The organism is Streptomyces pratensis, assembly GCF_016804005.1.
Lineage (GTDB): Bacteria > Actinomycetota > Actinomycetes > Streptomycetales > Streptomycetaceae > Streptomyces > Streptomyces pratensis_A.
Genome location: NZ_CP051486.1, coordinates 7,450,930 through 7,475,201, shown reverse-complemented (window position 1 = coordinate 7,475,201; position 24,272 = coordinate 7,450,930). Strand labels below are relative to the sequence as shown.

General features: G+C 71.9%; 22 protein-coding genes, 1 tRNA gene and 1 pseudogene. 13 read left to right on the top strand and 11 right to left on the bottom strand.

Annotated elements, in window-relative coordinates:
- Window positions 1–195 precede the first annotated feature (195 nt).
- Both HED23_RS31320 and HED23_RS31315 read left to right on the top strand, forming a co-directional pair.
- Window positions 196–282 (top strand) — tRNA-Leu (locus HED23_RS31320).
- A 346-nt stretch (window positions 283–628) separates the two neighbouring features.
- Window positions 629–1,516, top strand: coding sequence for a Bax inhibitor-1/YccA family membrane protein (locus HED23_RS31315; protein ID WP_203186683.1), 888 nt, complete (start codon window positions 629–631; stop codon window positions 1,514–1,516).
- Between the two features lie 100 nt (window positions 1,517–1,616).
- Here the strand turns inward: HED23_RS31315 and HED23_RS31310 are convergent.
- Window positions 1,617–1,845, bottom strand: a pseudogene (locus HED23_RS31310) (DUF4287 domain-containing protein); the annotation flags it as partial.
- A 100-nt stretch (window positions 1,846–1,945) separates the two neighbouring features.
- Between HED23_RS31310 and HED23_RS31305 the strand changes: the two are divergent.
- On the top strand, window positions 1,946–2,275 hold the full coding sequence (locus HED23_RS31305; protein WP_203186682.1) for a hypothetical protein: 330 nt from the start codon (window positions 1,946–1,948) through the stop codon (window positions 2,273–2,275).
- On the opposite strand, the gene HED23_RS31300 is transcribed toward HED23_RS31305, so the two are convergent.
- The 3 genes from HED23_RS31300 to HED23_RS31290 form a co-directional block, all read right to left on the bottom strand.
- Window positions 2,272–3,126, bottom strand: a complete 855-nt coding sequence (locus HED23_RS31300; RefSeq protein ID WP_203186681.1) for a hypothetical protein — start codon at window positions 3,124–3,126, stop codon at window positions 2,272–2,274. The two genes, HED23_RS31305 and HED23_RS31300, sit on opposite strands and share 4 nt — an antisense overlap.
- 466 nt (window positions 3,127–3,592) lie before the next feature.
- Window positions 3,593–4,813 (bottom strand): acetyl-CoA C-acetyltransferase, encoded by a 1,221-nt coding sequence (locus HED23_RS31295; protein WP_203186680.1) that lies wholly within the window; start codon window positions 4,811–4,813, stop codon window positions 3,593–3,595.
- A gap of 217 nt (window positions 4,814–5,030) precedes the next feature.
- The gene (locus tag HED23_RS31290) at window positions 5,031–6,074 is read right to left on the bottom strand and encodes an SGNH/GDSL hydrolase family protein (protein ID WP_203187716.1); all 1,044 of its coding nucleotides are present in this window, start codon (window positions 6,072–6,074) and stop codon (window positions 5,031–5,033) included.
- Window positions 6,075–6,229: 155 nt separating this feature from the next.
- Between HED23_RS31290 and HED23_RS31285 the strand changes: the two genes are divergently transcribed.
- Entirely contained in the window at window positions 6,230–7,633 is a 1,404-nt protein-coding gene (locus tag HED23_RS31285) for a cystathionine beta-synthase (protein ID WP_203186679.1), read from the top strand.
- Between the two features lie 378 nt (window positions 7,634–8,011).
- Here the strand turns inward: HED23_RS31285 and HED23_RS31280 are convergent, their stop codons facing one another.
- Window positions 8,012–8,428: a hypothetical protein gene (locus tag HED23_RS31280; RefSeq protein WP_203186678.1), complete on the bottom strand. Its 417-nt coding sequence runs from the start codon at window positions 8,426–8,428 to the stop codon at window positions 8,012–8,014.
- A 129-nt stretch (window positions 8,429–8,557) separates the two neighbouring features.
- Here HED23_RS31280 and HED23_RS31275 point away from each other — a divergent pair, with 129 nt between their 5' ends.
- A complete protein-coding gene (locus tag HED23_RS31275; protein ID WP_203186677.1) occupies window positions 8,558–9,361 on the top strand; it encodes a maleylpyruvate isomerase family mycothiol-dependent enzyme in 804 nt (267 codons plus the stop codon).
- Window positions 9,362–9,570: 209 nt separating this feature from the next.
- Here HED23_RS31275 and HED23_RS31270 read toward each other — a convergent pair whose 3' ends face one another.
- Window positions 9,571–10,152: a thioredoxin domain-containing protein gene (locus HED23_RS31270; protein ID WP_203186676.1), complete on the bottom strand. Its 582-nt coding sequence runs from the start codon at window positions 10,150–10,152 to the stop codon at window positions 9,571–9,573.
- Between the two features lie 173 nt (window positions 10,153–10,325).
- Between HED23_RS31270 and HED23_RS31265 the strand changes: the two genes are divergently transcribed.
- Window positions 10,326–11,174, top strand: a complete 849-nt coding sequence (locus HED23_RS31265) for a MurR/RpiR family transcriptional regulator (protein WP_203186675.1) — start codon at window positions 10,326–10,328, stop codon at window positions 11,172–11,174.
- A gap of 356 nt (window positions 11,175–11,530) precedes the next feature.
- Window positions 11,531–12,070, top strand: coding sequence for a hypothetical protein (locus HED23_RS31260; protein ID WP_203187715.1), 540 nt, complete (start codon window positions 11,531–11,533; stop codon window positions 12,068–12,070).
- Between the two features lie 9 nt (window positions 12,071–12,079).
- Here the strand turns inward: HED23_RS31260 and HED23_RS31255 are convergent, their stop codons facing one another.
- The 5 genes from HED23_RS31255 to HED23_RS31235 form a co-directional block, all read right to left on the bottom strand.
- Complete coding sequence (locus tag HED23_RS31255) at window positions 12,080–12,454, bottom strand: hypothetical protein (RefSeq protein ID WP_104786472.1); 375 nt, start codon at window positions 12,452–12,454, stop codon at window positions 12,080–12,082.
- Between the two features lie 98 nt (window positions 12,455–12,552).
- A complete protein-coding gene (locus HED23_RS31250; RefSeq protein WP_203186674.1) occupies window positions 12,553–13,020 on the bottom strand; it encodes a roadblock/LC7 domain-containing protein in 468 nt (155 codons plus the stop codon).
- A gap of 38 nt (window positions 13,021–13,058) precedes the next feature.
- Window positions 13,059–13,865 carry a helix-turn-helix domain-containing protein gene (locus HED23_RS31245; RefSeq protein WP_203186673.1) on the bottom strand — a complete coding sequence of 269 codons (807 nt, stop codon included), beginning with the start codon at window positions 13,863–13,865 and terminating at the stop codon, window positions 13,059–13,061.
- Entirely contained in the window at window positions 13,862–14,266 is a 405-nt protein-coding gene (locus HED23_RS31240) for a hypothetical protein (RefSeq protein WP_203186672.1), read from the bottom strand. Before HED23_RS31240 ends, HED23_RS31245 begins: the two co-directional genes overlap by 4 nt.
- A gap of 201 nt (window positions 14,267–14,467) precedes the next feature.
- Window positions 14,468–15,817, bottom strand: coding sequence for an APC family permease (locus tag HED23_RS31235; RefSeq protein WP_203186671.1), 1,350 nt, complete (start codon window positions 15,815–15,817; stop codon window positions 14,468–14,470).
- Between the two features lie 125 nt (window positions 15,818–15,942).
- Between HED23_RS31235 and hutU the strand changes: the two genes are divergently transcribed.
- The 6 genes from hutU (at window position 15,943) to HED23_RS31205 (ending at window position 24,222) form a co-directional block, all read left to right on the top strand.
- Window positions 15,943–17,607: a urocanate hydratase gene (gene hutU, locus HED23_RS31230; RefSeq protein ID WP_203186670.1), complete on the top strand. Its 1,665-nt coding sequence runs from the start codon at window positions 15,943–15,945 to the stop codon at window positions 17,605–17,607.
- A gap of 125 nt (window positions 17,608–17,732) precedes the next feature.
- The gene (locus HED23_RS31225) at window positions 17,733–18,947 is read left to right on the top strand and encodes an allantoate amidohydrolase (RefSeq protein ID WP_238442330.1); all 1,215 of its coding nucleotides are present in this window, start codon (window positions 17,733–17,735) and stop codon (window positions 18,945–18,947) included.
- On the top strand, window positions 18,938–20,308 hold the full coding sequence (locus HED23_RS31220) for a formimidoylglutamate deiminase (RefSeq protein ID WP_203186668.1): 1,371 nt from the start codon (window positions 18,938–18,940) through the stop codon (window positions 20,306–20,308). Before HED23_RS31225 ends, HED23_RS31220 begins: the two co-directional genes overlap by 10 nt.
- Window positions 20,309–20,466: 158 nt before the next feature.
- Window positions 20,467–21,648, top strand: a complete 1,182-nt coding sequence (gene hutI / locus HED23_RS31215; protein WP_203186667.1) for an imidazolonepropionase — start codon at window positions 20,467–20,469, stop codon at window positions 21,646–21,648.
- Window positions 21,649–21,812: 164 nt separating this feature from the next.
- Window positions 21,813–22,856, top strand: a complete 1,044-nt coding sequence (locus tag HED23_RS31210) for a GNAT family N-acetyltransferase (RefSeq protein ID WP_203187714.1) — start codon at window positions 21,813–21,815, stop codon at window positions 22,854–22,856.
- Between the two features lie 88 nt (window positions 22,857–22,944).
- The gene (locus HED23_RS31205) at window positions 22,945–24,222 is read left to right on the top strand and encodes a glycosyltransferase family 2 protein (protein ID WP_420803090.1); all 1,278 of its coding nucleotides are present in this window, start codon (window positions 22,945–22,947) and stop codon (window positions 24,220–24,222) included.
- Window positions 24,223–24,272: the final 50 nt, after the last annotated feature.

Below are 24,272 nucleotides of genomic sequence, written 5' to 3'. Positions count from 1 at the left end.
GTGCGGCGAGTTTCCGTCATTCCCGTTTGCCGGGGTTCGTACCCCTCTACCTGTCCGGGCGTGTGCTGATGCGGTGTGCGAAGTCTGACGGACCCTCACACAGTCAATAAAATAAGACAACATCGAGTGGATGTTCCGCTGTTCGAGGGATGCCCCCGGATAGGGTCATGTGCCAGACGCGGAGCCCCGCGCCACGCCCGGGTGGTGGAATGCAGACACGGCGAGCTTAAACCTCGCTGCCTCCTCGGGGGCGTGCCGGTTCGAGTCCGGCTCCGGGCACCACCCGCACAGCCGGTGGGCCCGATCGGCCTCTCACTGCTTCAGCCGTCAACTTCTCTCACCGCCTCCGCCGCGGGCGCGCCCGCGGACCGTGTGATCACTGCGCGTGCGGGTCACTCGTCCCGGCTACCCCCGATGGCGCGCCGGATGCCTCCCGCCGGTGTGCGGGAGTTCCCGTTCCCGCCGTTCTTTTGCGGATTCACCCCGGGGGTAGGAGGGTTTCGGTACCGCGCGGGAGGTGGCGGGGCCGCCGGCTCCCACGAAGATCCTCCTCCGGTACTAGGGTGATTGTTTTGCCTACCCATTACTCTTGTGGCAAGGCCACGCACGGTGGCCATGGAGGAGTGAAATGAGGAGCAGCAACCCGGTCTTCTCGCGACGGGGGTTCAGCCGCGACAACGGCTACGCGGGCTTCAACGCGGCGCCGCAGGCCGGGGCCCCCGCGGCGGGTACCAACCCGTACGCGCAGGGCACCGCCGCCAACCCGTACGCCACGAACCCCTACGCACAGCAGGACGTCCAGTACGGCGCCCCTCAGGCGCCCGCGCGCTCCGGCGCGATGACGATCGACGACGTCGTCACGCGTACGGCCATGACGCTGGGCACCGTGGTGCTCACCGCCGCGCTCTCCTGGGCCCTGCTGCCCGTCGACGAGGCCAATCTCGGCAAGTCCTACGGCATCGCCATCGGCGCGGCCCTTGTAGCGTTCGTCTTCGCGATCATCCAGTCCTTCAAGCGCAAGGCGTCGCCCGCGCTGATCCTTGCCTACGCGGCCTTCGAGGGTGTCTTCCTCGGAGTGATCTCCAGCACGGTCAGCACCTACATCAGCCCCGGCACGGTGATGCAGGCGGTGATGGGCACCATGTGTGTCTTCGCCGGTGTCCTCATCGCGTACAAGATGCGCTGGATCCGCGTCACCCGCCGCTTCTACGGCTTCGTGATGGCCGCGGCAGTGGGCTTCGTGCTCCTGATGATGGTCAACCTGCTGTTCAGCGTGTTCGGTGGCGGTGACGGCCTCGGCTTCCGCAGCGGCGGCCTCGGCATCCTCTTCGGAGTCATCGGCATCATCCTGGGTGCGTGCTTCCTGGCCCTGGACTTCAAGCAGGTCGAGGACGGCATCAACTACGGCGCACCGCGCGAGGAGTCCTGGCTGGCGGCCTTCGGCCTCACCCTGACCCTGGTGTGGATCTACCTGGAGATGCTGCGTCTGCTCTCCATCATCAACGGGAACGACTGACCCGTAGACGTACCCGTAGGTACGACCAGGTACGACGACGGAACGGCCCGCAGGCACTGCCTGCGGGCCGTTCCGTCGTAGCGGGGTGCGCGGGGCCTCGGAGGAGCTTGCGCGCGGCCCGCCTCAGGCCGTACTCGTGGATGATCGCCTTGGCGTGGCCGTAGGCGAGGTCGTGTCCGCTCCGCAGCCGGCTGACCTTCTCCGCGAAGCGGAAGAGGGAGGGGGTCTTCGTCGACTGCGCGGAGCCAGTCCGCGATGTCGCGGCCGGTGCGATGGGGAATCCGGGAGAGCAGGTTGCGGTGGGTTTCTTCGGAGAAGACTTGAGACATCGGCGCATCGGACGCGGTACGCGGTGCTGGTCCTTCCCGGCGCCGTGCCCGAGCGTCGACGCGTTGGCAACCATCCTGGCGGGGCGCGTAGGGTCACGGCGTGCTCGATACGACGCCCTTGATCACTGCCGTGGACCGATTCGCCGACCGCCTGCGGAGCACTCCGCAGAGCCGGCTGCAGCGAGGTGTGGCCGCCGAGGCCCTGGAGACGGCCAGGGAGCTGTCCGCCCGGGCCCAGCGCGTCGAAGCGCCGGACCGGGAGCCTAGGACCATGCCGGACGTCGGGATATTCGCGGTCGGTGACCAGCTCGCGGTCGCGGGGCGGGATCTGGCCGTGGCACTGGAAACGGCCTCGTCCCAGGAGTTGGACGAGGCCGTGCGGCGTGTCGACGATGCGGCGGTGAGGGCGTTCGCGCCCGGGTCGCGCTAGAACGAGGCGATGACGCGGTCGGCGAGGATGTAGACGTTCTCCTCGCCGCACGAGAACGTCAGGGCGTAGGCACCCGAGACCCCGGAACCGCCCAGCAGCACCGGCTGCTGACCGGAACGCAGCGAGTCGGCGAGCCGCTCCGCGGTCTCCCGGTGCCCCGGGGTCATACAGAGCGTGGTGCCGTCGGCGAAGACGTAGACATCGAGGGTCCCGAGGGGGCCGGGGCGCACATCGGTGAGCTCCGTACCGGTATCGGCGAGCCGCTCCAGGCGGTTGACGGTACGCTCATGGTCGGTGACCACCGGTGTCTGAACGGGGACGAAGTCCGGGTGCGAGGGGTGGCGGCGCCGGGCCGCGGCCAGCTCGGGGGACTCCTCGGGGAACTCCGCGTACCCGGTGACCTCGGGCATGTCGGTGAGCTCCGCCAGCTCTGCCAGCTCGTCGAGGGCTTCGCCCGCTTCGAGGTCCATCGCGTCGAGACCCGCGAAGTCGCTCTGCCGTGGCATGAAGAACGGGGCGTCCTCGCCCAGCCCGCCCAGCAGGGACGGGGCGTCGGCGGCGTCGCGTGCCTCCTGGGCGGCCCAGAAGGCACGGGCCTCCGCGAGCTCGCGCTCCCGTTCCTCGGCGAGCGCGTCGGCGACGGCCGCGCGTATCTCCTCGGCGGGCGTGCCGGAACTCCGGTTCTGCTGCTCCGGCAGGGATGCGTGAAGAACTCGTCCCTCCACCAGCTCCGTGCGCAGGGCTGTGACCTGCTTGCGCAGCCCGTGAGCAGCGTGCAGAGCGGCGGCGCCGACAGCCGTGGCAGCGGCGGTGGTCAGCAACAGGGCAAACGGCATGGCGCTCACTGACATACTCCCGGTTTCAATCGACACCCCCGACTTCCTACATCAGCTTGTCCTGTACCGGTGCCTGCTGTCAGTGCATTACGTCACGAATTGGACAGGTCTTTGGGCCCGGTGTTTAGCCCCGTGGCTGGCGTGACCTGCAGAAACGACTCTCCCCCGGGACGTAGATCACATCCTGGGGGAGATTCGGTCACGATCGGAGCTCGGCCGGTTCAAGACTGCCCTCGCGCGGGAGGGCGGGCCGGTCGCGGACGCGGTGCCGGCGGGCTTCTTCGCGCCCGGCTCAGCCGCTCTCGTTCCATCGGGCGACCGTGTCCCAGCCTTCGGCCGGGGCGCCGGCCTCTGCCCTCAGCCGCTCGGTGCTTGTGGTCGCGCCGAGCCTCGCCTCCGCTGCGGGCAGGTGCCGCCCTCGTTCCTCGGGCGGCCCTCCCCCAGCCTTCGGCCGGGGGTGCCCCCAACCCTCCGCTGCGGCTCAGCTCAGCCGCTCGATGACCATGGCCATGCCCTGGCCGCCGCCCACGCACATCGTCTCCAGGCCGAACTGCTTGTCGTGGAACTGCAGGCTGTTGATCAGCGTGCCGGTGATGCGGGCGCCGGTCATGCCGAAGGGGTGGCCGACGGCGATCGCGCCACCGTTGACGTTCACCTTGTCCAGCGGCAGGCCGAGGTCCCGGTAGGACGGGATGACCTGGGCGGCGAACGCCTCGTTGATCTCGGCCAGGTCGATGTCGTCGACGGTCAGACCGGCGCGCTTGAGCGCCTGCTTGCTGGCCTCGACCGGTCCGTAACCCATGATCTCGGGGGACAGGCCGGAGACACCCGTCGACACGATGCGTGCCAACGGGGTCAGGCCCAGCTCGCGAGCCTTGGTGTCGGACATGATCACGAGTGCGGCCGCGCCGTCGTTCAGCGGGCAGCAGTTGGCCGCGGTGACGAGTCCGTCGGGGCGGAACGCCGGCTTCAGGCCCTGCACGCCCTCCAGGGTGACGCCCGCGCGGGGGCCGTCGTCCTTCGAGACGACCGTGCCGTCCGGCGTGGTGACCGGGGTGATCTCGCGCTCCCAGAAGCCGTTCTTGATGGCTTCCTCGGCCAGGTTCTGCGACCGCACGCCGAACTCGTCCATGTCCTGACGGGTGACGCCCTTGATCCGGGCCAGGTTCTCGGCGGTCTGCCCCATCGCGATGTACGCGTCCGGGACGAGCCCCTCCTCGCGCGGGTCGGTCCAGCTCGTGCCCTCCTGCTCCGCCCGGGCTGCGGTGCGGGCCTCGGCGTCGGCGAAGAGCGGGTTGTGCGTGTCCGGCAGGCTGTCGGAGTTGCCCTTCGCGAAGCGGGACACCATCTCGACGCCGGCGGAGATGAAGACGTCACCCTCGCCGGCCTTGATGGCGTGCAGCGCCATGCGGCTGGTCTGGAGCGAGGACGAGCAGTAGCGGGTGACCGTGCAGCCGGGGAGGTGGTCCATCCCCATCTGCACAGCGATGATGCGGCCCAGGTTGTTGCCCTGCTCGCCGCCGGGGAGGCCGCAGCCGAGCATCAGGTCGTCGATGTCCTTCGGGTCCAGCTCGGGGACCTTGGCCAGCGCCGTCTGGATGATGGTGGCGGTCAGGTCGTCCGCGCGCAGGTCCTTGAGGGACCCCTTGAAGGCCCGGCCGATCGGCGAACGGGCAGCAGAGACGATCACGGCTTCGGGCATCACGCGGCTCCATGAGGGCTGGAAGGCAGGAAGGCTGGGCTGCCTTGGAAGTTACCCGGACGTATAGCTGAGGTCACCCAACAGACGATGTGATGCGGACCTCTTTTCTAAGCAACCGCTCAGTCGCCCGCAATGTTCCCCTGGCCGGAGGTCGGAGAGTGGCGCGGAGGCCGGAGAGCGGCGCCGAGGGCTGAGGGCGGCGCGGAGGGCGGCGCGCTCAGGCCCGCCGCCACGTCGCGCCCGACCCGTGCCCCGGCAGGGGGCCGCCGTCCGAGCCCGTCTCCGGGTCCTCGTGCGGCACGGGTTCCGTGTGGGCGGGCAGGCGCCGCCGCCTGCGGTGCTTGAGCAGGGCCCATGGCGCGCGGGCCGCCGTCACCTCGGTGCCCGCCTCGCGCGCGGCGCGGGAGGCCGCCTTGGCCACCGGCAGCATGCCCTCGCGGCGTGAGCCGTCCAGCCGGTCGGACTCCGGCCACAGGCCGAGGGCCGCGCAGAGGGTCGGCAGCATCGCCATGGAGGCGGTCGCGTACCCCTCGGCCGAGGGGTGGTAGTTGTCGGGGCCGAAGAGCTCCCGGGGGTTCGCCTCGAACTCCGGACCGAGCAGGTCGCCCAGCGAGACCGTCCGCCCGCCTTGCTCCACCGCGCCGATCGTCTGGGCCGCCGCCAGCTGCCGGCTCACCCGCCGGGCCAGCCACCGCAACGGCTGGTAGACCGGCTCGATCGTGCCCAGGTCCGGACAGGTGCCCACCACCACCTCCGCGCCTGCCGTGCGCAGTCTCCGGACCGCCGTGCTGAGGCAGCGCACCGACTGGGTCGCCGGCATGCGGTGGGTCACGTCGTTGGCGCCGATCATGATCACGCAGACGTCCGGCACCCCCGCCGGATCCGCCAGCACCAGGGACACCTGCCGCTCCAGATCGTCCGACCGCGCACCCGGCAGGGCCACGTTCCGGAGATCGACGGGCCGTTCGGCCACCGCCGCCAGTCCGGATGCCAGCAGCGCCCCCGGGGTCTGTCCGGCCCTGCGCACGCCCTGGCCGGCCGCCGTCGAGTCGCCGAGCAGGATGAAGCGAAGCGGATCGGACGGGCCGGCGAACGCTACGCCGTACCGTCCGTCCGCACTCGGCGGGACCGGTGCGTTGCCGCCGCCCACCTGCCGTTTCGCCAGCTGCACCTCGGCCAGTACCAGGCCGAACGTCGCCGCTCCGATCAGCCCTACGCTGCCGCCCCCGTAGGCCGCGCCTGCTGCGATCCGCCGCGCCACCCTCGCTCTCGACACAGTCCGGTCCACCTCCTCCGTGCCGTACAGCCGTACACAGCACTACCTGCCCCGTGGAGGGCGTAGCTCAATCGCTTCGTCCAATCTCCTGCCCGTACGCATACTCTTGCCTGACCATCACGGAGATCCCGGAGTACACGGTGCAATTCCACGATTCGATGATCAGTCTTGTCGGCAACACCCCGCTGGTCAGGCTGCGCAATGTGTCGGCAGGCATTCAGGCGACGGTCCTGGCCAAGGTCGAGTACTTCAACCCCGGCGGGTCGGTGAAGGACCGCATCGCGCTGCGCATGATCGAGGCCGCCGAGCAGAGCGGCGAGCTGAAGCCCGGCGGCACGATCGTCGAGCCCACCAGCGGCAACACCGGTGTGGGCCTCGCGATCGTCGCCCAGCAGAAGGGCTACAAGTGCATCTTCGTCTGCCCGGACAAGGTGTCCACGGACAAGATCAACGTGCTGCGCGCGTACGGCGCGGAGGTCGTCGTCTGCCCGACGGCCGTTGACCCCGAGCACCCGGACTCGTACTACAACGTCTCCGACCGGCTGGTCCGGGAGACGCCGGGGGCCTGGAAGCCCGACCAGTACTCCAACCCCAACAACCCGCGCTCGCACTACGAGACCACGGGCCCCGAGCTCTGGGAGCAGACGGAGGGGCGGATCACCCACTTCGTCGCGGGCGTCGGCACGGGCGGCACGATCAGTGGCACGGGCCGCTATCTCAAGGAGATCAGCGAGAACCGCGTGCAGGTCATCGGAGCGGACCCGGAGGGCTCCGTCTACTCCGGCGGTTCGGGACGCCCGTACCTCGTGGAAGGGGTCGGCGAGGACTTCTGGCCGAGCGCCTACGACCGCACGGTCACGGACGAGATCGTCGCGGTCTCGGACAAGGACTCCTTCCAGATGACCCGCCGCCTCGCCAAGGAGGAGGGCCTGCTCGTCGGAGGTTCCTGCGGCATGGCCGTCGTCGCGGCCCTCGAGGTCGCCGAGCGCCTCGGCCCCGACGACGTGGTGGTCGTCCTGCTGCCGGACAGCGGCCGCGGATACATGAGCAAGATCTTCAACGACGAGTGGATGGCGGACTACGGCTTCCTCGAGGACGCCGGCCCGTCCGCCCGGGTCGGCGCGGTGCTCGACTTCAAGGAGGGGCCGCTCCCCTCGCTCGTCCACATGCATCCCGAGGAGACGGTCGGCGAGGCCATCGACGTACTGCGGGAGTACGGCGTCTCCCAGATGCCGATCGTGAAGCCGGGCGCGGGACACCCGGACGTCATGGCCGCCGAGGTCATCGGCTCCGTCGTGGAGCGTCAGCTCCTGGACGCGCTGTTCACCCAGCGTGCCACGCTGTCCGACCCGCTGGAGAAGCACATGTCGGCCCCGCTGCCGCAGGTCGGTTCGGGGGAGCCGGTCGAGGACCTGATGGCCGTGCTCGGTGGGACCGACGGTGCCGACGCGGCGATCGTCCTCGTCGAGGGCAAGCCCACAGGCGTCGTGAGCAGGCAGGATCTGCTGGCCTTCCTCGCGAAGGGCGCAACGCCCAAGCAGTAGCGCCGGTTTCCGGGCTTCGCGCAAATGGTACGAGCGCGACACGTCGACGCAGCACCGGCTTAACACGGCTCCGGCAGAGTGATGGGTGTCGGCAGGGAAACCCGCCGGCCCCACATACGGCGACACGGACTACGGAGCGGCTCCCGGACCTCCACCGTCGCCAGGACGCGGCACCCGGCCCTGACCCGGGCCCGCGTCCCTCGCGGGGACCGCCGTCGTCCCGCCCCCTGGGCAACCGGGGGTGCGGCGGTCCCCGCGATTACTCGTGCGCGCGGACAGTGGGCCTTCCCTGTTCCCACAACGGTCTCAGCGGGCACAGCGGTCTCCGTGGCCTCAGCGGACACAGTGGTCTCAGCGGACACAGTGGTCTCCGTGGTCTCAGCCGTCCCAGTCGGACGAGGTCCGCCCCTTCCCCCGGGCCCACGGCCACATGCGGGCGGCGTGTACGGCGTTCACGCCGAAGATCCCCAGCCAGGCCACGACGAGCCCGTCGATCCCGGCGTTCGCGACGCCGATCGCGGACAGGGGGACGGCCAGGACCAGCGAGACGACCCCGAAGCCGAACCGCTCCCCGAAGGTGCCGGCCGGCCCGACGGGCCGCACACCCCGGGCGGCCGCCATCTGCTGCTCGGCGAGCTGTCGCCTCATCCGTCTGTCGTGAGTCCCGTCGAGCCTCTGCTCGACCTTCTCCAGGAACGAGTCGATGAGCGCGGACTCGTACTCCGGGCCCAGCTCGCTGCGGGCCTTCAGGGTGGCGTCGAGCTCTCGCCTGAGCTCAGGGTCACGGGCTTCCATACGCCTTACGGTACGAAGTCCGGCCGCCCCGGTCAGTGGGGTTAGCCCCCCTGTTCGGGCGGCCCGCAGCGGAGGGCATGCCTCCGTCCGTCGGCGTAGCGTGGATGCCGGGAGACGGGAGGCGCGCCCATGGCCACCACGACATCGTCCGCCCGTGCCATCCCCCGCGCGTACGGCACGAGGGCCCGCCTGGTCAACGAGGCCGAGCTGCGGGCGACGCTCTCGACCTTCCGTGAGCTGTCCGACGAGGACTGGCGCCGCCCGACCGTCTGTACCGGCTGGACCGTCCGGGACATGCTGGCCCACACCGTCGGCCAGTACGAGGAGCTGCCGCGTCCCTGGGTGGCCGTGCGCCGGATCCGGCAGGCCGCGCGTACCCATCCGCACCTCGGCCGGCTGGACGGTCACAACGAGATCCAGATCGAGGACCGGAAGGCCGTACCGGGACGCGAACTGATCGGTGCCCTCGCCCACTTCGCGCCCCAGGGCCTCATCGCCGTGCGCCGCACGCCGGCCGCCGTACGCCGCAGGATCCGGCCGAGCTGGCTCTATCCGGAGGCGAAGGCCCTGCCCGAAGACTCGATGGACTACCTGGGAAACGTCATCGTCGCCCGCGACACCTGGATGCACCGGGTGGACCTCAGCGACGCCACCGGCGCCGAGCTGGTCCTCGACGGGCACGACCGGGAGATCGTGGACCAGGTGGTGCTGGATCTCGCCCTTTCCTGGACGGGCCCCGCGGTGGAGATCGACCTCCACGGCCGCGCCGGGGGACGCCGGCTGCTGGGCATCGGCACGCCGGCCGCCACTCTCCACGCCGACGCGGTCGACTTCGCCCGCCACCTGTCGGGGCGGCCGTCCCGCCGCCGCCCGGAACTGGAGGGCGATCCCCTGGTGCGGGACGCCCTGATGGCGGCACGCGTCGTGTTCTGACCACCCGCCGGCCGGCGCCCCCGGAGGGACGTAACAGGGATGTGCGGGTCGCGCGTCGCCCATGCGCCCGATCGCCACCGGGTCCGCCGTGCACAGCACGGCGGACCGGATCGACACGTCGCGGCCCCGCACCGTCCGGATCCGGAACTACTGGCTGGGTGGCGAGGACGACTGTGGTCGGACGGCGTTGCGGCAGGCGGGCCGGGTGTTCACGGGGGTGTCACCTCGGCGAGGAAGGCCTCGGGGGTGATCGCGTATCCCAGGGCGTTGATGACGGGGACCGGGGTGCGGTCGATCAGGACCGTCGGGGTGGACCGGACACCGCTCGTCCCGAAGGCCGCGGACACCTGTGCCGCCCAGGGCAGATACGTGCGCTCCATGACCTTCTGCCGGAAGGCGTCGCCGTGCAGTGCCTCGATCTCGCCGGTCAGCCGCAGCAGGGTGTCCCGGTCGGCGAAGGCGTCCACGTCCTCGCTGGGCTGATCGGCGTACAGCGCCCGCAGGTAGTGCATGAACGGCTTCTGTCCCTCGTCGGCAGCGGCTCCCAGCGCGGCCAGGGCCTCCAGGGAGCCGCTGCCGCCCGCGGCGTCGTCGATGAACGTGCCGAAGTGGTGGTCCACCGCGAATCTGCCCTCGTCCGCGGCCTTCTCCATCACGGCTCCGAGACCGAGTTCCATGCGCTTGCAGTAGGGGCAGCGCAGATCGGCGTAGACGCTCAGCACGTGCGCGGCATCGGTGTCGCCGTAGCGGAGGATGACGCCGCCCGGACCTCTCGTATTGGCTGGGATCATGATCCCAGGGTCGGCAGGGGAGAGCGGTCCCGCAATGCGAGCGGCCGGCGGGGCCTCGTAAGGCGTCCGGGCCGTGTCCGCGCCCTGGGCTGTATATGGACATGCAGACGGCTTGCTGGCTGAATGGATTCCTCGGCGCCGGACCGGTGCGGCGGAACTCTGGAGGGGACAGCATGAGCGGGAGCAGCCCGGCCGCGCGGTTGCAGCGGCTCTTCGAGGGGCAGCGGCTCACGCCCACCCAGCGGCGGATCGCGCACTCCATGGTGCGGCGGGCCGCCGACGCTCCCTTCCTGTCGAGTGTGGAGCTGGCCGAGCTCGCCGGAGTCAGCCAGCCGTCCGTCACCCGCTTCGCGGTGGCGCTGGGGTTCGACGGGTACCCGGCGCTGCGCAAGCACCTGCGGGAGTCCACGCCGGACGGGGCGGCCGACGGCCGCGGCGTGGAGGAGAGCTTCAACGAGTACCAGCAGGCGGTGCGGGCGGAGATCGAGAATCTGCGGCAGCTGTCCGAGCTGCTCGCCGATCCGGCCCCGGTGGAGCGGGCCGGGCGGCTGCTCGCGGGGTCCAGGCCCCTGCCCGTGCTCGGGCTGCGGGCCGCCTCCTCGCAGGCCCGTGGGTTCGGCTACTTCGCCGCCAAGGTGCACCCGGACGTACGGGTGCTCGACGAAGGCGGCAGCATGCTGCACGACCGCATCGATGCCGCCAGGCGGGCGGGCGCGAGCGCCCTGATGTGCTTCGCGCTCCCGCGGCACCCGCGAGAGGCCGTGGACGCGCTTGCGTACGCGCGGGAGCAGGGGCTGACCGTCGTGACCGTGGCCGACTCGGCGTTCGCGCCGGTGGCGGCCCACAGCGATCTGCTGCTTCCGGCCGCCGTCGGGACCGGGCTGGCCTTCGACACGGCGTGCGCGCCGATGCTGCTGGGGCGGGCACTGCTGGAGGCCATGTGCGACGCGCTGCCCGAGGCGCAGGCACGGCTGGAGGAATTCGACGCGCGGGCCGCCGCGCGGGGCCTGTTCGTCGAGTAGCCGGTGCTTCGGATCGGTGGGGCGCCTGTCCGTCGGACAGCCGGTGCTTCGGATCAGTGGGGCGCCTGTCCGTCGGACAGCCGGTGCTTCGGATCGGTGGGGCGCCTGTCCGTCGGACAGCCGGTGCCTCGGATCGGTGGGGCGCCTGTTCGTCGAGTGGTCGCAGTTCGGGACCGGCCGGGCCGGTTCGTCGAGGGCCGAGCTCCTGGCGGGCGGCCGGCACTTCGGGCGGCCGTCTTCCGCCGATTCTCAGACGTCGCTCATCTGTGCCTATTAATCTCCGCGCCCAGAAGGTCCACAGGGAACCGTGGGAGAGGGGTACGGACGTGGGGCGCGGAGCGCAGTCGTTGGCGAGAGTGGCCGTGATCGTGCGGGCCGGGGCGGCACCGTTGTGGTGGCCGGGGCTGCTGGCGGCGGCCGTCGGGGCGTTCGTACCGGGCCTCACCGGGCGGCGGATCGGACTTCTGGCGGGGGCCGCCCTGTTCCTGGTGGCCCTGGCCGCCGTGGCATTCGTACGGACGGGGCGTTACGCGGAGCTCGCGAAGGGTGCCGTGCGGGCCGGGCGCGGCGACTTCCTCCAGGACCGGGACGTGACCGTGCGGAACTGGCGGCGCGGCCACCGCTGGTGGCTGGCAGGTGCGTTCCTCGTGGCGGTCGCGAGCGCGTACGTGCTGCCGGGGGCCGGCGGGCTCTTGCTGGCCGGGGCCGGTGCCGGGCTCTGGCTGAAGGCCGTACGGCTCGGGCAGCGGGAGCGGCGGGACGACGTCCTGTACTGGGTGCGGACCGACTGGGTCGAGCGTGGCCGCCCCACGGGGAAGCAGGTGAAGGCCTACCGGACGACCGGGCCCGTGGCGGGGGACGCCGCACCCGGAGGGGCGCGGCGTCGCCGCCGGTGAGGAACCGGGTCAGACCTCCAGTTCCGCCTCGATCTTCCGCAGCTGGTGGCGGGCCATCGCGAGGTTGGCCCGGCCGCCGTCCAGTACGAGGTAGAGGAACAGGCCGTTGCTGCCACGGGTCTTGAGCAGCCGGATCAGGTGGTACTGGGTGCCGAGGGTGATCAGGATGTCCTCGATCTCGTCCTTGATGCCCAGGTGCTCCATGGTCCGGAGCTTCGCCCGTACGACGTCCGTGTTGCCGGCTGCCGCGACCTCCAGGTTGAAGTCCTTGCCACCGCCGAGGGTGCCCAGGGCCATGCCGCTGGTGTAGTCGACGAGTGCGACACCGAGGGTCCCCTCGATCGACGCCATCGCATCCTTCAGTGAGGCTTCGGTGTTGGCCATAGTGCTCGTTTCCTTTCCCTGGCCGGCCCGGTGGCCGGTCCGTTACTGGCTGGTGCGTTGCCCGCCGGCGGCGGGCGCGTGTCCGGCTGGTACGGCTGTCATGTGGAATCCGGGGTGGGGGTGCGGCGGGGCAGGGCCCGGGACTGCTGCGGACGCGGAGGCGGCGCGGGGCGGTCGGCGCGGTCCTGTGCGGCATCGACCAGCTCACCGATGCGCGCGCCGGCGCGGCGGCCTTCGAGGTGGAGACGGCCGACGTTGATGCGGTCCTCGGCCAGCAGCGTGAGGACGGCGGACGAGCCGGCCGCGTAGGTGGCGACGTAGCCGCTGCCGCCGCGGATCAGGAGCTCGCGGAAGCCGCCGCGACCGGTGGCATCGGTCATGCGGATCGAGACGCCGAGTGCGGCGGCGGTCAGCGCGGCGACGCCTTCGGCCTCGATGCCTGGGGTGTCCTGGGCGACGATCAGGCCGTCGGTGCTGGCGGCCAGTGCGCCGGTCAGGAGCGGCACCCGGGCGCGTAACCGTTGGAGCTCCTCGAGGACGTCCTGTGTCTCGGCCTCGGGCACCATCAGCTGTCTCCTCCCGGCACGCTGCCTGAGCGCGCGTATCACAGGGCCTCCAATGCGTCTCTGAGCCTGCGCAACAGAGCGACGTCCGGGTCGGTCGTGACCTCGGGCAGCGTGATGCGGCTCTCCCCGGAGGCCGAAGTGGATCCGGCCGTGGTCGGGCGGACCGCTTCGACCAGTCCGGCGGCCGCCAGCCGGCGCAGGTCGACCAGGGTGTGGAAGGCCGAGCGCCCGAGCTCCTGGGCGATGTCCGTGGCCGTGCGTCCGCCGTTCACCAGGGCCAGGACGCGGCGCTGGCGTGGGGGGACCGGGGCGTCGACCGGGTGGGACGTGCGGGTCAGCGGGGCGCTGTCGGTGAGCGCGTCCGGCCAGATCCGGTCCAGGAGTTCCCGGCGCCTGAGCGTCTCGCGCTGCACGGCGTGCACGGGCACGGGGCGGACGGGGCCGATCCAGTGGGACACCCCGTAGCGGAAGCGGGCCGGCGTACGGGTGGGGGCCAGGGCGAAGAAGGCCGCGTCGTACAACGCCCCCAGGTGGCAGAGCTCCAGCGCGCCGCCCGGGACCCGGCCGCTGTCGACGAGGTAGCGGCCGACCCGCTGTCCGGCACCCGCCTGGGCGACCGCGTCCCACCAGCCCTCGGAGCGCAGGGCGCCGCCCGTGGTGAGCAGGACGTCGATCCCGGGGGTCGCGGGGCTCTCCGCGTGGACCACCTGGCCGTCGGCGAGGTACAGGGTGCCGCGGTCCCGCATCAGCGCCCCGGTCGCACGTTCCGCCGCGAGCCGTTGCAGCATCGGGGAGGGGGCGGCCCCTTCGAGTAAGCCGGGTCCGGCGGTGGCGGTGGGTCTCATGCCAGGACCAGCCGCTCCGCCATCTCGCCGAGCCGTATGCGTGCCAGGGCGAGGTTGCCTTCACCGCGGTCCAGCCAGAGGTGGAGGAAGACGCTGCTGTCGAAGGCCGTCTCGACGAAACGGAGGATGTGGTAGCCGGGGGCGGTGGTGACGATGACGTCCTCGACGGCGGGGGAGGCCTGGCCCGGGGAGCCGCCGGGCGCGTCCGCCTGTGCGAAGACCGGCTGTTCGGCGGCCATCCTCGCCACCTCGGCCGTCTCGGCCGCCGTGGCCTCGTGGTCGCCGTTGGGCGATTCCCCGATGGTGCCGAGCGCGAGGCCGCTCGTCCAGTCGACCACCGCGGCCCCCCGGGCACCGGGCAGTCTCATGACTTCGATCAAACACTCGTCGATTCCGGGCAACGCGAACTCCCCTCCCGACGTGGCGTACGGATGTAATGGAGAGGCTACGCAACGTGTGTGCGCCTGGTGGGAGTTCTGGCATTTTCCACAGGTACATGCGGCAGGCCGTGTAGAAGGCGGCAGGTGGACGCGCGACAGCCGACCGGAATGTGTCCGGCCGGCTGTCGTTCCGCGGCGGATCCGGTCCGCTGCCGATCGTTGTCAGGTCTTCTCGCGGGCCGGCATCACCGCTCTGTTGACCGCCCAGAGACCGATTCCGATCAGTACGAGGACCCCGGCCCTGATGTAGACGTCCGCGGCACGGTCGGCCAGCGGACTGGCCAGGATCAGGGACGTGACGGCCCCCAGTACGGGCAGCGCCGTGGGCGTACGGAAGTGCGCGTGGTCCACCCGGTCCTTGCGCAGCACCAGTACGGCGATGTTGACGACGGCGAAGACACAGAGGAGGAGGAACGAGGTGGTGTCGCCGAGGCCCTCGATCTCGCCGGTGGAGACCAGGCCGACGGCGAGTGCGGTCACGAAGACGATGCCGGCCCACGGGGTGCGGCGCCTGGCGAGGACGCGGCCCATCGCCGGTGGCAGGATGCGTTCGTTGGCCATGCCGTAGCAGAGGCGGGAGGCCATCATGATGTTGATCAGCGCCGAGTTGGTGACCGCGAACAGGGCGATCAGCGCGAAGAGTTCGGGCGGGAAGTCGAGGCCGCCCGCCTTCACCACCTCCAGCAGCGGGCCGCTGGACCCCTCCAGGGTGCGGGAGTCGACCAGCAGGGACGACACCATGGCCACCAGGACGTAGACGGTGCCCGTCACCGCGACGCCGATGAAGATGGCGCGCGGGAACGTCCGGGCCGGGTTCTGCGTCTCCTCGGCCATGTTCACGGAGTCCTCGAAGCCGACGAAGGCGAAGAAGCCGAGTGCGGTCGCGCCGAGGACGCCGGTGATCAGGGCGTACCCGGTGCCGCCCGTCTCCAGGTCGGTCAGCCGGGATGGCTCGCCGCCGCCCGTGAGGACGGCGTAGGCCCCGATCGAGAGGATCACCAGGAGGCCGCTGAGCTCGACGAGCGTCAGGACGACGTTCGCCTTCACCGATTCGGCGACGCCTCTCAGGTTGATCGCCGCGAGGGCCAGGATGAAGAGGATCGCGACGAGTGTGGGCGGCAGGGCGTCGGTGAACTCGCCGAGGTAGTCGCCGCTGAAGGCGCGGGCCGCGGCGCCGGCCGAGGAGAGGCCCGAGCACATGACCATGAAGGCGACGACGAAGGTCAGGAACGGGACCTTGAACGCCTTCTGGGTGTAGAGCGCGGCGCCTGCCGCCTTGGGGTACTTGCCGACCAGTTCGACGTACGAGGCCGCCGTCAGGACCGCCACCACGAACCCGATGAGGAACGGCAGCCAGAGGGCCCCGCCGACCTTGCCCGCGACCTTGCCGGTCGTGGCGTAGATGCCGGTGCCGAGGATGTCGCCGATGACGAACAGTATGAGGAGCTTCGGGCCGATGACCCGCTTGAGCGCGGGCTCACCGGCCGGGGTCGTCGCTTGCGGTGCGGACACGGGGCCTCCCCGGGAGTCGGTGGAGGGAGGCCTGCCCCGAGTGGCGCGGACCGCACCTGTTGACTAGGACTATTCAGGCGGACAGGATGTGAATAGGAGAGTCACATTCGCGAGGAGGCACCGCCATGTCAGGACCCCGCCCCGTACGGGCACCGCGCGGTACGGAACTGAGCGCCCTGGGATGGCAGCAGGAAGCCGCCCTCCGCATGCTGCAGAACAACCTCGACCCCGAGGTCGCCGAACACCCCGACAAGCTCGTCGTCTACGGGGGCACCGGCAAGGCCGCCCGTGACTGGCGCTCCTTCGACGCCATGGTCCGTACCCTGCGGACGCTCAAGCAGGACGAGACGATGCTCGTCCAGTCCGGGCGGCCGGTCGGCGTCATGCAGACCCACGAATGGGCGCCGCGCGTCCTGATCGCCAACTCCAACCTGGTGGGCGACTGGGCCAACTGGGAGGCGTTCCGCCGCCTGGAGGCCCTCGGGCTCACCATGTACGGACAGATGACCGCGGGTTCCTGGATCTACATCGGGACCCAGGGGATCCTCCAGGGCACCTACGAGACGTTCGCCGCCGTCGCCGCGAAGCGGTTCGGCGGGACGCTGGCGGGGACCATCACGCTGACGGCCGGACTCGGCGGCATGGGCGGGGCCCAGCCCCTGGCGGTCACCATGAACGACGGCGTCGCCCTCTGCGTCGACTGCGACCCCCGGGCCATCGAGCGCCGCATCGAGCACCGCTTCCTGGACGTCCGGGCCGACTCGCTCGAACACGCGCTCCAGCTGGCGGTCGAGGCCCGCGACGCACGGCGGCCGCTCTCCATCGGCCTGCTCGGCAACGCGGCGGAGCTGCTGCCCCGGATGCTCGCCGAGGGTGCTCCCGTCGACATCGTCACCGACCAGACCAGCGCACACGACCCGCTCGCCTATCTGCCCGTCGGCGTCGACCTCGACGACATGGCCTCCTACGCCGCCGAGAAGCCCGCCGACTTCACCCGGCGCGCCCGTGAGTCGATGGCCGCGCACGTCGAGGCGATGGTGGGCTTCATGGACGCGGGCGCAGAGGTCTTCGACTACGGCAACTCCATCCGGGGCGAGGCCCAGCTCGCCGGATACGCGCGCGCGTTCGACTTTCCGGGTTTCGTGCCGGCGTACATCCGGCCGCTCTTCTGTGAGGGCAAAGGGCCTTTCCGGTGGGCGGCCCTGTCGGGTGAGGCGTCGGACATCCATAAGACGGACAAGGCGCTGCTCGACCTCTTCCCGGAGAACGAGTCGCTGCACCGCTGGATCAGGATGGCCGGTGAGCGGGTCCACTTCCAGGGCCTGCCCGCCCGGATCTGCTGGCTCGGTTACGGCGAACGCGACCGGGCCGGCGAAAGGTTCAACGACATGGTCGCGAGCGGTGAACTCGCCGCGCCCCTGGCCATCGGGCGCGACCACCTGGACTGCGGATCGGTCGCCTCGCCCTACCGTGAGACCGAGGCAATGCTCGACGGCTCCGACGCCATCGCGGACTGGCCCCTGCTCAACGCCATGGTCAACGTGGCCTCGGGCGCGTCCTGGGTGTCCCTGCACCACGGGGGCGGTGTGGGGATGGGGCGCTCGATCCACGCGGGCCAGGTCACGGTCGCCGACGGCACGGAGCTCGCGGGCGAGAAGATCCGGCGGGTCCTCACCAACGACCCCGGCATGGGTGTCATCCGGCACGTCGACGCGGGCTACGACATCGCCGGGTCCGTGGCCTCGGACAAGGGCGTGCGCGTCCCGATGGCGGAGGGCGAAGGCCGGTGACGGGGACCGCGGACGACGGCCCGGGAGCGGCGGGGCAAGGGCCGAACGGCGGGGCGGGTTCACCAGGGCGGAGCGGCGGGGCGGGTGCACGGTCCCGGTCCGGCGGGGCCGAGTCGTTCCAGGAGATGTGGCGCGGCCTCGCGCCGCTCGGGCTGGATCCGGGGAGCGGGGGCTATCGCCGGTACGCCTGGACCGGTGCGGACCTGGACTGCCGGGAGTGGTTCCGGGCTCAGGCGGAGTCCCGGGGGCTCGTCCACGAGGTCGACCGCAACGGCAACCAGTGGGCCTGGCACGGTGATCCCCTCGCGGGGGACGCCGTGGTCACCGGGTCGCACCTCGACTCGGTGCCTGACGGCGGAGCCTTCGACGGCCCTCTCGGTGTGGTTTCCTCCTTCGCCGCCCTGGACGAACTCCGCCGCAGGGGAGCGGAGTTCACCAGACCCCTCGCCGTCGTCAACTTCGGCGACGAGGAAGGGGCCCGCTTCGGGCTCGCCTGCGTCGGCTCCCGGCTCGCCGCCGGACAGCTGACCGCCGAGCACGCACACCGGCTGCGCGACGGTGACGGCGTCTCGCTGCCCCGGGCCATGGAGGCCGCTGGGTACGACCCCGACGCCATCGGCCCCGATCCCGGACGCCTCGCCCGGATCGGCGCGTTCGTCGAGCTCCACGTGGAGCAGGGCCGCGCCCTCGACCTGACCGGGGACCGGGTCGGGGTCGCCTCGGCCATCTGGCCGCACGGCCGCTGGCGGTTCGACTTCCGGGGCGAGGCCAACCACGCCGGGACCACGCGCCTCGCCGACCGGCGGGACCCGATGCTCACCTACGCCGAGACCGTGCTCGCGGCCCGGCGCGAGGCGGAGCTCGCCGGAGGCCTCGCGACCTTCGGCAAGATCGCCGTCGAGCCGAACGGGGTCAACGCGATCCCCTCCCTCGTGCGGGCCTGGCTCGACTCGCGGGCCGCCGACCAGGCCACTCTCGACGCCGTCGTGAGCGGCGTCGAGTGCGCCGCGCGGGAGCACGCGGAGCGGGCGGGGATCGATCTCGACGTCGTACGCGAGTCGTTCACGCCGGTGGTGGACTTCCAGCACGCGCTGCGGGACGAGATCCGCCGGGTACTGGAGAAGGACGGTCCGGACGGCCCGGGGCGAACCGTGCCCGTGCTCGGCACGGGGGCGGGACACGACGCGGGTATTTTGTCCGCTTCCGTGCCGACCGCCATGCTGTTCGTACGGAACCCCACCGGGATCTCGCACTCACCCGCCGAGCACGCGGCGGAGGACGACTGCGTGGCCGGGGTGAGGGCACTCGCCGACGTACTGGAGGGTCTCGCGTGCAGCTGACAACGCAACCGACGGGCACACCGGTCACCGCGACGTACTGGATGTCGCACGCCTGGCTCGGCACCCACGTCGAGCCGGGTGTCCTCCTCGACGTCGCCGGCGGGCGCATCGCCGGTGTCCGGACGGGCATCGACACGCCGCCGCCCGGCGCCACCGCCCTCCACGGGCTGACCGTCCCGGGGCTGGCCGACACGCACTCGCACGCCTTCCACCGAGCGCTTCGCTCCACCGTCCAGGTGGGATCGGGCACCTTCTGGACGTGGCGCGAGCTGATGTACCGGACGGCCTCCCGCCTCACCCCCGACACCTATTACGACCTGGCCCGCGCCACGTACGCCGAGATGGCCCTGGCGGGCATCACCGCGGTGGGCGAATTCCACTATCTGCACCACGCGCCCGGCGGCACGCCCTACGACGATCCGAACGCCATGGGCGAGGCGCTCATCGCCGCGGCGGCGGAGGCCGGTATCCGCATCACCCTGCTCGACACCGCCTATCTCGCCGCCGGATTCGGGGAGAAGCCGAGCCGGCACCAGCTGCGCTTCTCCGACACCACCGCCGACGCCTGGGCCGAGCGTGCCTCCCGCCTGAAGGGTGACGGCGACCTGGTGGTGATCGGCGCCGCGATCCATTCCGTACGCGCCGTACCGGCCGGACAGCTGTCCACCGTCGCGCGGTGGGCACAGGAGCGGGGGGCCCCGCTCCACGTCCACCTGTCCGAGCAGACCGCGGAGAACAACGCCTGTCTCGCGGCCCACGGCCGCACCCCCGCCCGGCTCCTCGCCGACCACGGTGTCCTCGGCCCGCGCACCACCGGGATCCACAACACACACCTCACGGCCGAGGACATCGAGCTGCTGGGCTCCTCCCGGACGGGCACCTGCATGTGCCCGACCACCGAACGCGACCTCGCCGACGGCATCGGCCCCGCCGCGGCCCTCCAGAGTGCGGGTTCACCCCTCTCGCTCGGCAGCGACAGCCACGCCGTGATCGACCTCTTCGAAGAGGCCAGGGCGATGGAGCTCAACGAACGCCTGCGCACCCATGTGCGGGGTCACTGGACGGCGGCAGCCCTGCTCAGGGCGGCTTCCGCCGATGGGCACGCCGCGCTGGGACGCCCGGACGCGGGCGTCCTGGAGCCGGGCGCGCCCGCCGATCTGGCCACCGTCGCGCTGGACTCGGTCAGGACGGCGGGACCGGTGCCCCGGCTGGCAGCGGAAGCAGCCGTATTCGCCGCGACGGCCGCCGATGTGCGGCACACAGTGGTGGCGGGCCGGCACATCGTCCGGGACGGCAGGCACACACGGATCGAGGACGTGCCCGGAGCGCTCGCGTCGGCCGTCGCCGCCCTGTACGCGTGAGCGCGGGGCCGAGCCCCGCGCCGACGGCCGGGCGGTGCGGCACGCCGGGAACCCGCCCGAGCACCGCACCGCCGCTCCGTCCCCGGCCCGCGCCGAAGGCGCGACGGCCGAAACCCCCGGCGGTCCAGCCGGGCGAACCCGACGAAAGCTGTCCCCCGATGACGACGACCACCACGACCGCCATCACCCACATCGCGAACCTGGTCACCAACGACCCCTCCCTCGGAGACGGGACCCCCCTGGGCCTGATCCGGGACGCGGCCGTCGTCATGGACGGCGACCGCATCGTGTGGACCGGTGAATCAAGCAAAGCACCCGCCACCGACAACGCCGTCGACGCGGGCGGCCGTGCCGTGATCCCGGGCTTCGTGGACTCCCACTCCCACCTGGTGTTCGCCGGCGACCGCACCGCCGAGTTCAACGCCCGTATGTCGGGCCGCCCCTACTCCGCGGGCGGCATCCGGACGACCGTGGCCGCCACCCGCGCCGCCTCCGACGACGAGCTCTCCGCCAACGTCGCGCGCTATCTCGCCGAGGCGCTCCGGCAGGGAACCACCACCTTCGAGACCAAGTCCGGCTACGGCCTCACCGTCGAGGACGAGGCACGCGCCCTGCGCGTCGCCGCCCGCCACACCGACGAGGTCACCTTCCTCGGCGCCCACATCGTGTCCCCCGACTACGCGGACGACCCCGCCGGTTACGTGGACCTCGTCACCGGCCCGATGCTGGACGCCTGCGCCCCGCACGCCCGTTGGATCGACGTCTTCTGCGAGCGGGGCGCCTTCGACGAGGACCAGGCGCGCACGGTCCTCACCGCGGGTCTGGCGAGGGGCCTGCACCCCCGCGTCCACGCCAACCAGCTCGGCCACGGCCCCGGAGTCCGGCTCGCCGTCGAGCTCGACGCGGCGTCCGCCGACCACTGCACCCACCTCGATGACGCTGACCTCGAAGCGCTCGGGCAGGGTTCCACCGTCGCCACCCTGCTCCCCGGCGCGGAGTTCTCCACCCGCGCGGCCTGGCCCGACGCCCGCCGAATCCTCGGCGCCGGTGCCACCGTCGCCCTGTCCACGGACTGCAACCCGGGCTCCTCCTTCACCTCCTCCATGCCGTTCTGCGTCGCCCTCGCCGTACGGGACATGGGCATGACCCCCGACGAAGCGGTCTGGTCCGCCACCGCCGGAGGCGCCGCCGCACTGCGCCGCACCGACATCGGCCGCATCACCCCCGGCGCACGCGCCGACCTCGTGATCCTCGACGCGCCGAGCCACGTCCACCTCGCCTACCGGCCGGGAGTCCCGCTCGTCGGCGCGGTGTGGCGAGGAGGCAGGAGGGCCGTGTGATCCGGTATCCACCGGTCGGTCACATGATGTCGCGGCTGTCTACCGCCGAGTGACTCCTCCCGGTACCGTTCTGGGGCAGCGTGGCTCAGGGGGTAGGACCGGGGGGTCTTGTGAGCGGCAGGCGCATACGTGTGGTCAGGCCCGGGGATCTGGGCGCGGGGGACATGGAGACCTGGCGGGAGCTGCGGGCGAGGTCCGGAGCCCCGGCCCATCCGTTCATGGAACCGGAGTTCACTCTCGCCGTCGGCCGCGTCCGGCCGCACGCGCGGGTGGCGGTGATCAGCGAGGGAACCGGGGGGACGGCCGGCTTCTTCCCCTTCGAGCGGGGACGCCTCGGCCACGGCCGCGCGGTCGGCTTCGGGGTCTCCGACGTCCAGGGCGCGGTGCTGCGCCCCGGCCTCCCGCTGGAGGCGAAGGAACTGCTGCGGGCCTGCGGGCTCTCCGCCTGGGAGTTCGACAACCTCGAGGAGCGCCAGGGCCTGTTCGAGCCGGATGCCGTCCGCGCGTACGCCTCGTACGTCATCGACGTCGGCGACGGATACGAGAGCTACGAGAAGGCGCTGCGCGCCCGGTCGCCGAAGTTCCTCAGGACCACCCTGGCCAAGGAGCGCAAGCTGGGCCGCGAGGCCGGGGAGGTGCGGTTCGTCCTCGACGAGCGGGATCCGGCGGTGCTGCGGACCCTGACGGAGTGGAAGTCCGCCCAGTACCGCAGGACCGGCCGCCGCGACCGGTTCGCGAAGCGGTGGATCCGCGACCTGGTGGAGTTCCTCTTCCACACCCGGGCGCCCGGGTGCTCCGGTCTGCTCTCCGTCCTGTACGCGGGTGACCGGCCCGTGGCCGCCCACTTCGGGCTGCGCTCGCGGTCCGTGCTCTCCTGCTGGTTCCCTGCGTACGACCCCGGGTTCGCGAGGTTCTCGCCAGGTCTCGTCCTGCATCTGAGGATGGCGCGGGCGGCGACGGACGAAGGCATCGGCATGCTCGACATGGGGCGCGGGGCCGCCGAGTACAAGGAGGCCCTGAAGACCGGGGAGCTCACGGTCCACGAGGGTGCCTCGGTCAGGCCGGGCGTGGGAGCGGCCGTGCAGTGGCTCGGCCGCGAACCGTCCCGCCGCGCCCACGGCTTCGTGCGTGACCGGCCCCGCCTGGCGGGCCTGGCGCAGCATGGTCTCGAACGGGCCGGCCGGCTGCGCGAACCGAAACGTCCATAGCGGTCACGACCGGGGGGACCGGATGCCGTACGGGAACGGACAGACAGGGAACACGCCGCGGTCACCGGAAATCGGCCGGCTCACCGGTCTGGTGGTCGCCGAGCTGGAGCTCGACGCGGCCGACGGCACGGGCGTGCGGATCACGCCCGCCCCCGGCGGGCCGTCGCCGGACACCGCCGCGCGGGAGGGGGACGACCGGCGGATCTTCGCTCTCGTACGGCTGCGCGGGCGCCCGGTCGGCACCGTCGTGGGACGTGTCAGGGCGGGCGAGGACCCCGCCTCCGTCCTCGCGAAGCAGGCGGCGGACGAGATCACCGTCCCGGACGCCCCGGAGCGCCCGCCGACCGGGGAGGTGCCCAGGGCCACGGTGGTCGTCGCGACCCGGGAGCGCCCCGCGCAGCTCGCCCGCGCCCTCGATTCGCTGCTGGCGCAGGACCACCCGGACTTCGAGATCGTGGTCGTCGACAACGCCCCGGCCACCGGCGCCACCCGGGAGTTGGTCACCTCCGGCTACGCGGACCGGGGCGTGCGCTACGCGCTGGAGCCGCTGCCCGGTCTGGCCGCCGCCCACAACAGGGGCGTCGCCGTCGCCGGGGCCGACGTCATCGCCTTCACCGACGACGACGTCATCGCCGACCCGCACTGGCTGACCGCGCTCACGCGCCCCTTCGGCGAGTACCCCAGGCCGGCCTGCGTCACCGGCCTGATCCTGCCTGCCAGGCTGACCACCCCGGCGCAGGTCCTGCTTGAGAGCCACGGCGGGTTCGCCAAGGGGTTCGCCGCGCGCCGCTACGACCCCGCGCACCCGCCCGCCGACGAGCCGCTCTTCCCGTTCACCGCCGGACGGTTCGGATCCGGCGCCAACATGGCCTTCCGCGCGGGGCCTCTGAGGGCGGTCGGCGGGTTCGACCCCGCCACCGGCACAGGTACGGCGGCCAAGGGGGGCGACGACCTCTACGCCTTCGTACGGCTCCTCGCGGAGGGGTACCCGCTGCACTACACGCCCGACGCGATCGTCTGGCACCACCACCGGGAGCGCTGGGAGGACCTGTGCGGGCAGGCGTACGGTTACGGCGCCGGGCTCACCGCCTGCCTCACCGCTCTCCTGGTCCGCAGGCCCGCCCTGCTGCCTTCCCTGCTGTCCCGGCTGCCGCGCGGGCTCGCCCACGCCCGCTCGATGACGGCGCCGCGTGCCACCGGCGTGGCGGGGCGCGCCGGTGTTCCCGGCGAGCACGGTACGTACACCTATCCATGGCCCCGACATCTGTCCCGGCTGGAGCGGCGTGGCCTGCTGTACGGCCCACTCGGATACGTGCGCGCCCGGCTCGCGGTCCGTGGCACGTCCCGCCCCTGGGAGGGGAGATGAGCACACGCGGATCCGCGGTGCCCGGCAGGCCGGAAGGGTACGCGTCCGCC

Bases quoted from the DNA above. Each gene is read 5' to 3' on its own strand.
- hutU (WP_203186670.1), top strand. From the start codon at position 15,943: ATGTCAGGACCCCGCCCCGTACGGGCACCGCGCGGTACGGAACTGAGC.
- HED23_RS31300 (WP_203186681.1), bottom strand. From the start codon at position 3,126: ATGTCAGTGAGCGCCATGCCGTTTGCCCTGTTGCTGACCACCGCCGCT.
- HED23_RS31255 (WP_104786472.1), bottom strand. From the start codon at position 12,454: ATGGCCAACACCGAAGCCTCACTGAAGGATGCGATGGCGTCGATCGAG.
- HED23_RS31275 (WP_203186677.1), top strand. From the start codon at position 8,558: ATGGCCACCACGACATCGTCCGCCCGTGCCATCCCCCGCGCGTACGGC.
- HED23_RS31225 (WP_238442330.1), top strand. From the start codon at position 17,733: ATGTGGCGCGGCCTCGCGCCGCTCGGGCTGGATCCGGGGAGCGGGGGC.
- HED23_RS31315 (WP_203186683.1), top strand. From the start codon at position 629: ATGAGGAGCAGCAACCCGGTCTTCTCGCGACGGGGGTTCAGCCGCGAC.
- HED23_RS31270 (WP_203186676.1), bottom strand. From the start codon at position 10,152: ATGATCCCAGCCAATACGAGAGGTCCGGGCGGCGTCATCCTCCGCTAC.
- HED23_RS31295 (WP_203186680.1), bottom strand. From the start codon at position 4,813: ATGCCCGAAGCCGTGATCGTCTCTGCTGCCCGTTCGCCGATCGGCCGG.
- HED23_RS31265 (WP_203186675.1), top strand. From the start codon at position 10,326: ATGAGCGGGAGCAGCCCGGCCGCGCGGTTGCAGCGGCTCTTCGAGGGG.
- HED23_RS31280 (WP_203186678.1), bottom strand. From the start codon at position 8,428: ATGGAAGCCCGTGACCCTGAGCTCAGGCGAGAGCTCGACGCCACCCTG.
- HED23_RS31245 (WP_203186673.1), bottom strand. From the start codon at position 13,865: ATGAGACCCACCGCCACCGCCGGACCCGGCTTACTCGAAGGGGCCGCC.
- HED23_RS31210 (WP_203187714.1), top strand. From the start codon at position 21,813: ATGGAGACCTGGCGGGAGCTGCGGGCGAGGTCCGGAGCCCCGGCCCAT.
- hutI (WP_203186667.1), top strand. From the start codon at position 20,467: ATGACGACGACCACCACGACCGCCATCACCCACATCGCGAACCTGGTC.
- HED23_RS31250 (WP_203186674.1), bottom strand. From the start codon at position 13,020: ATGGTGCCCGAGGCCGAGACACAGGACGTCCTCGAGGAGCTCCAACGG.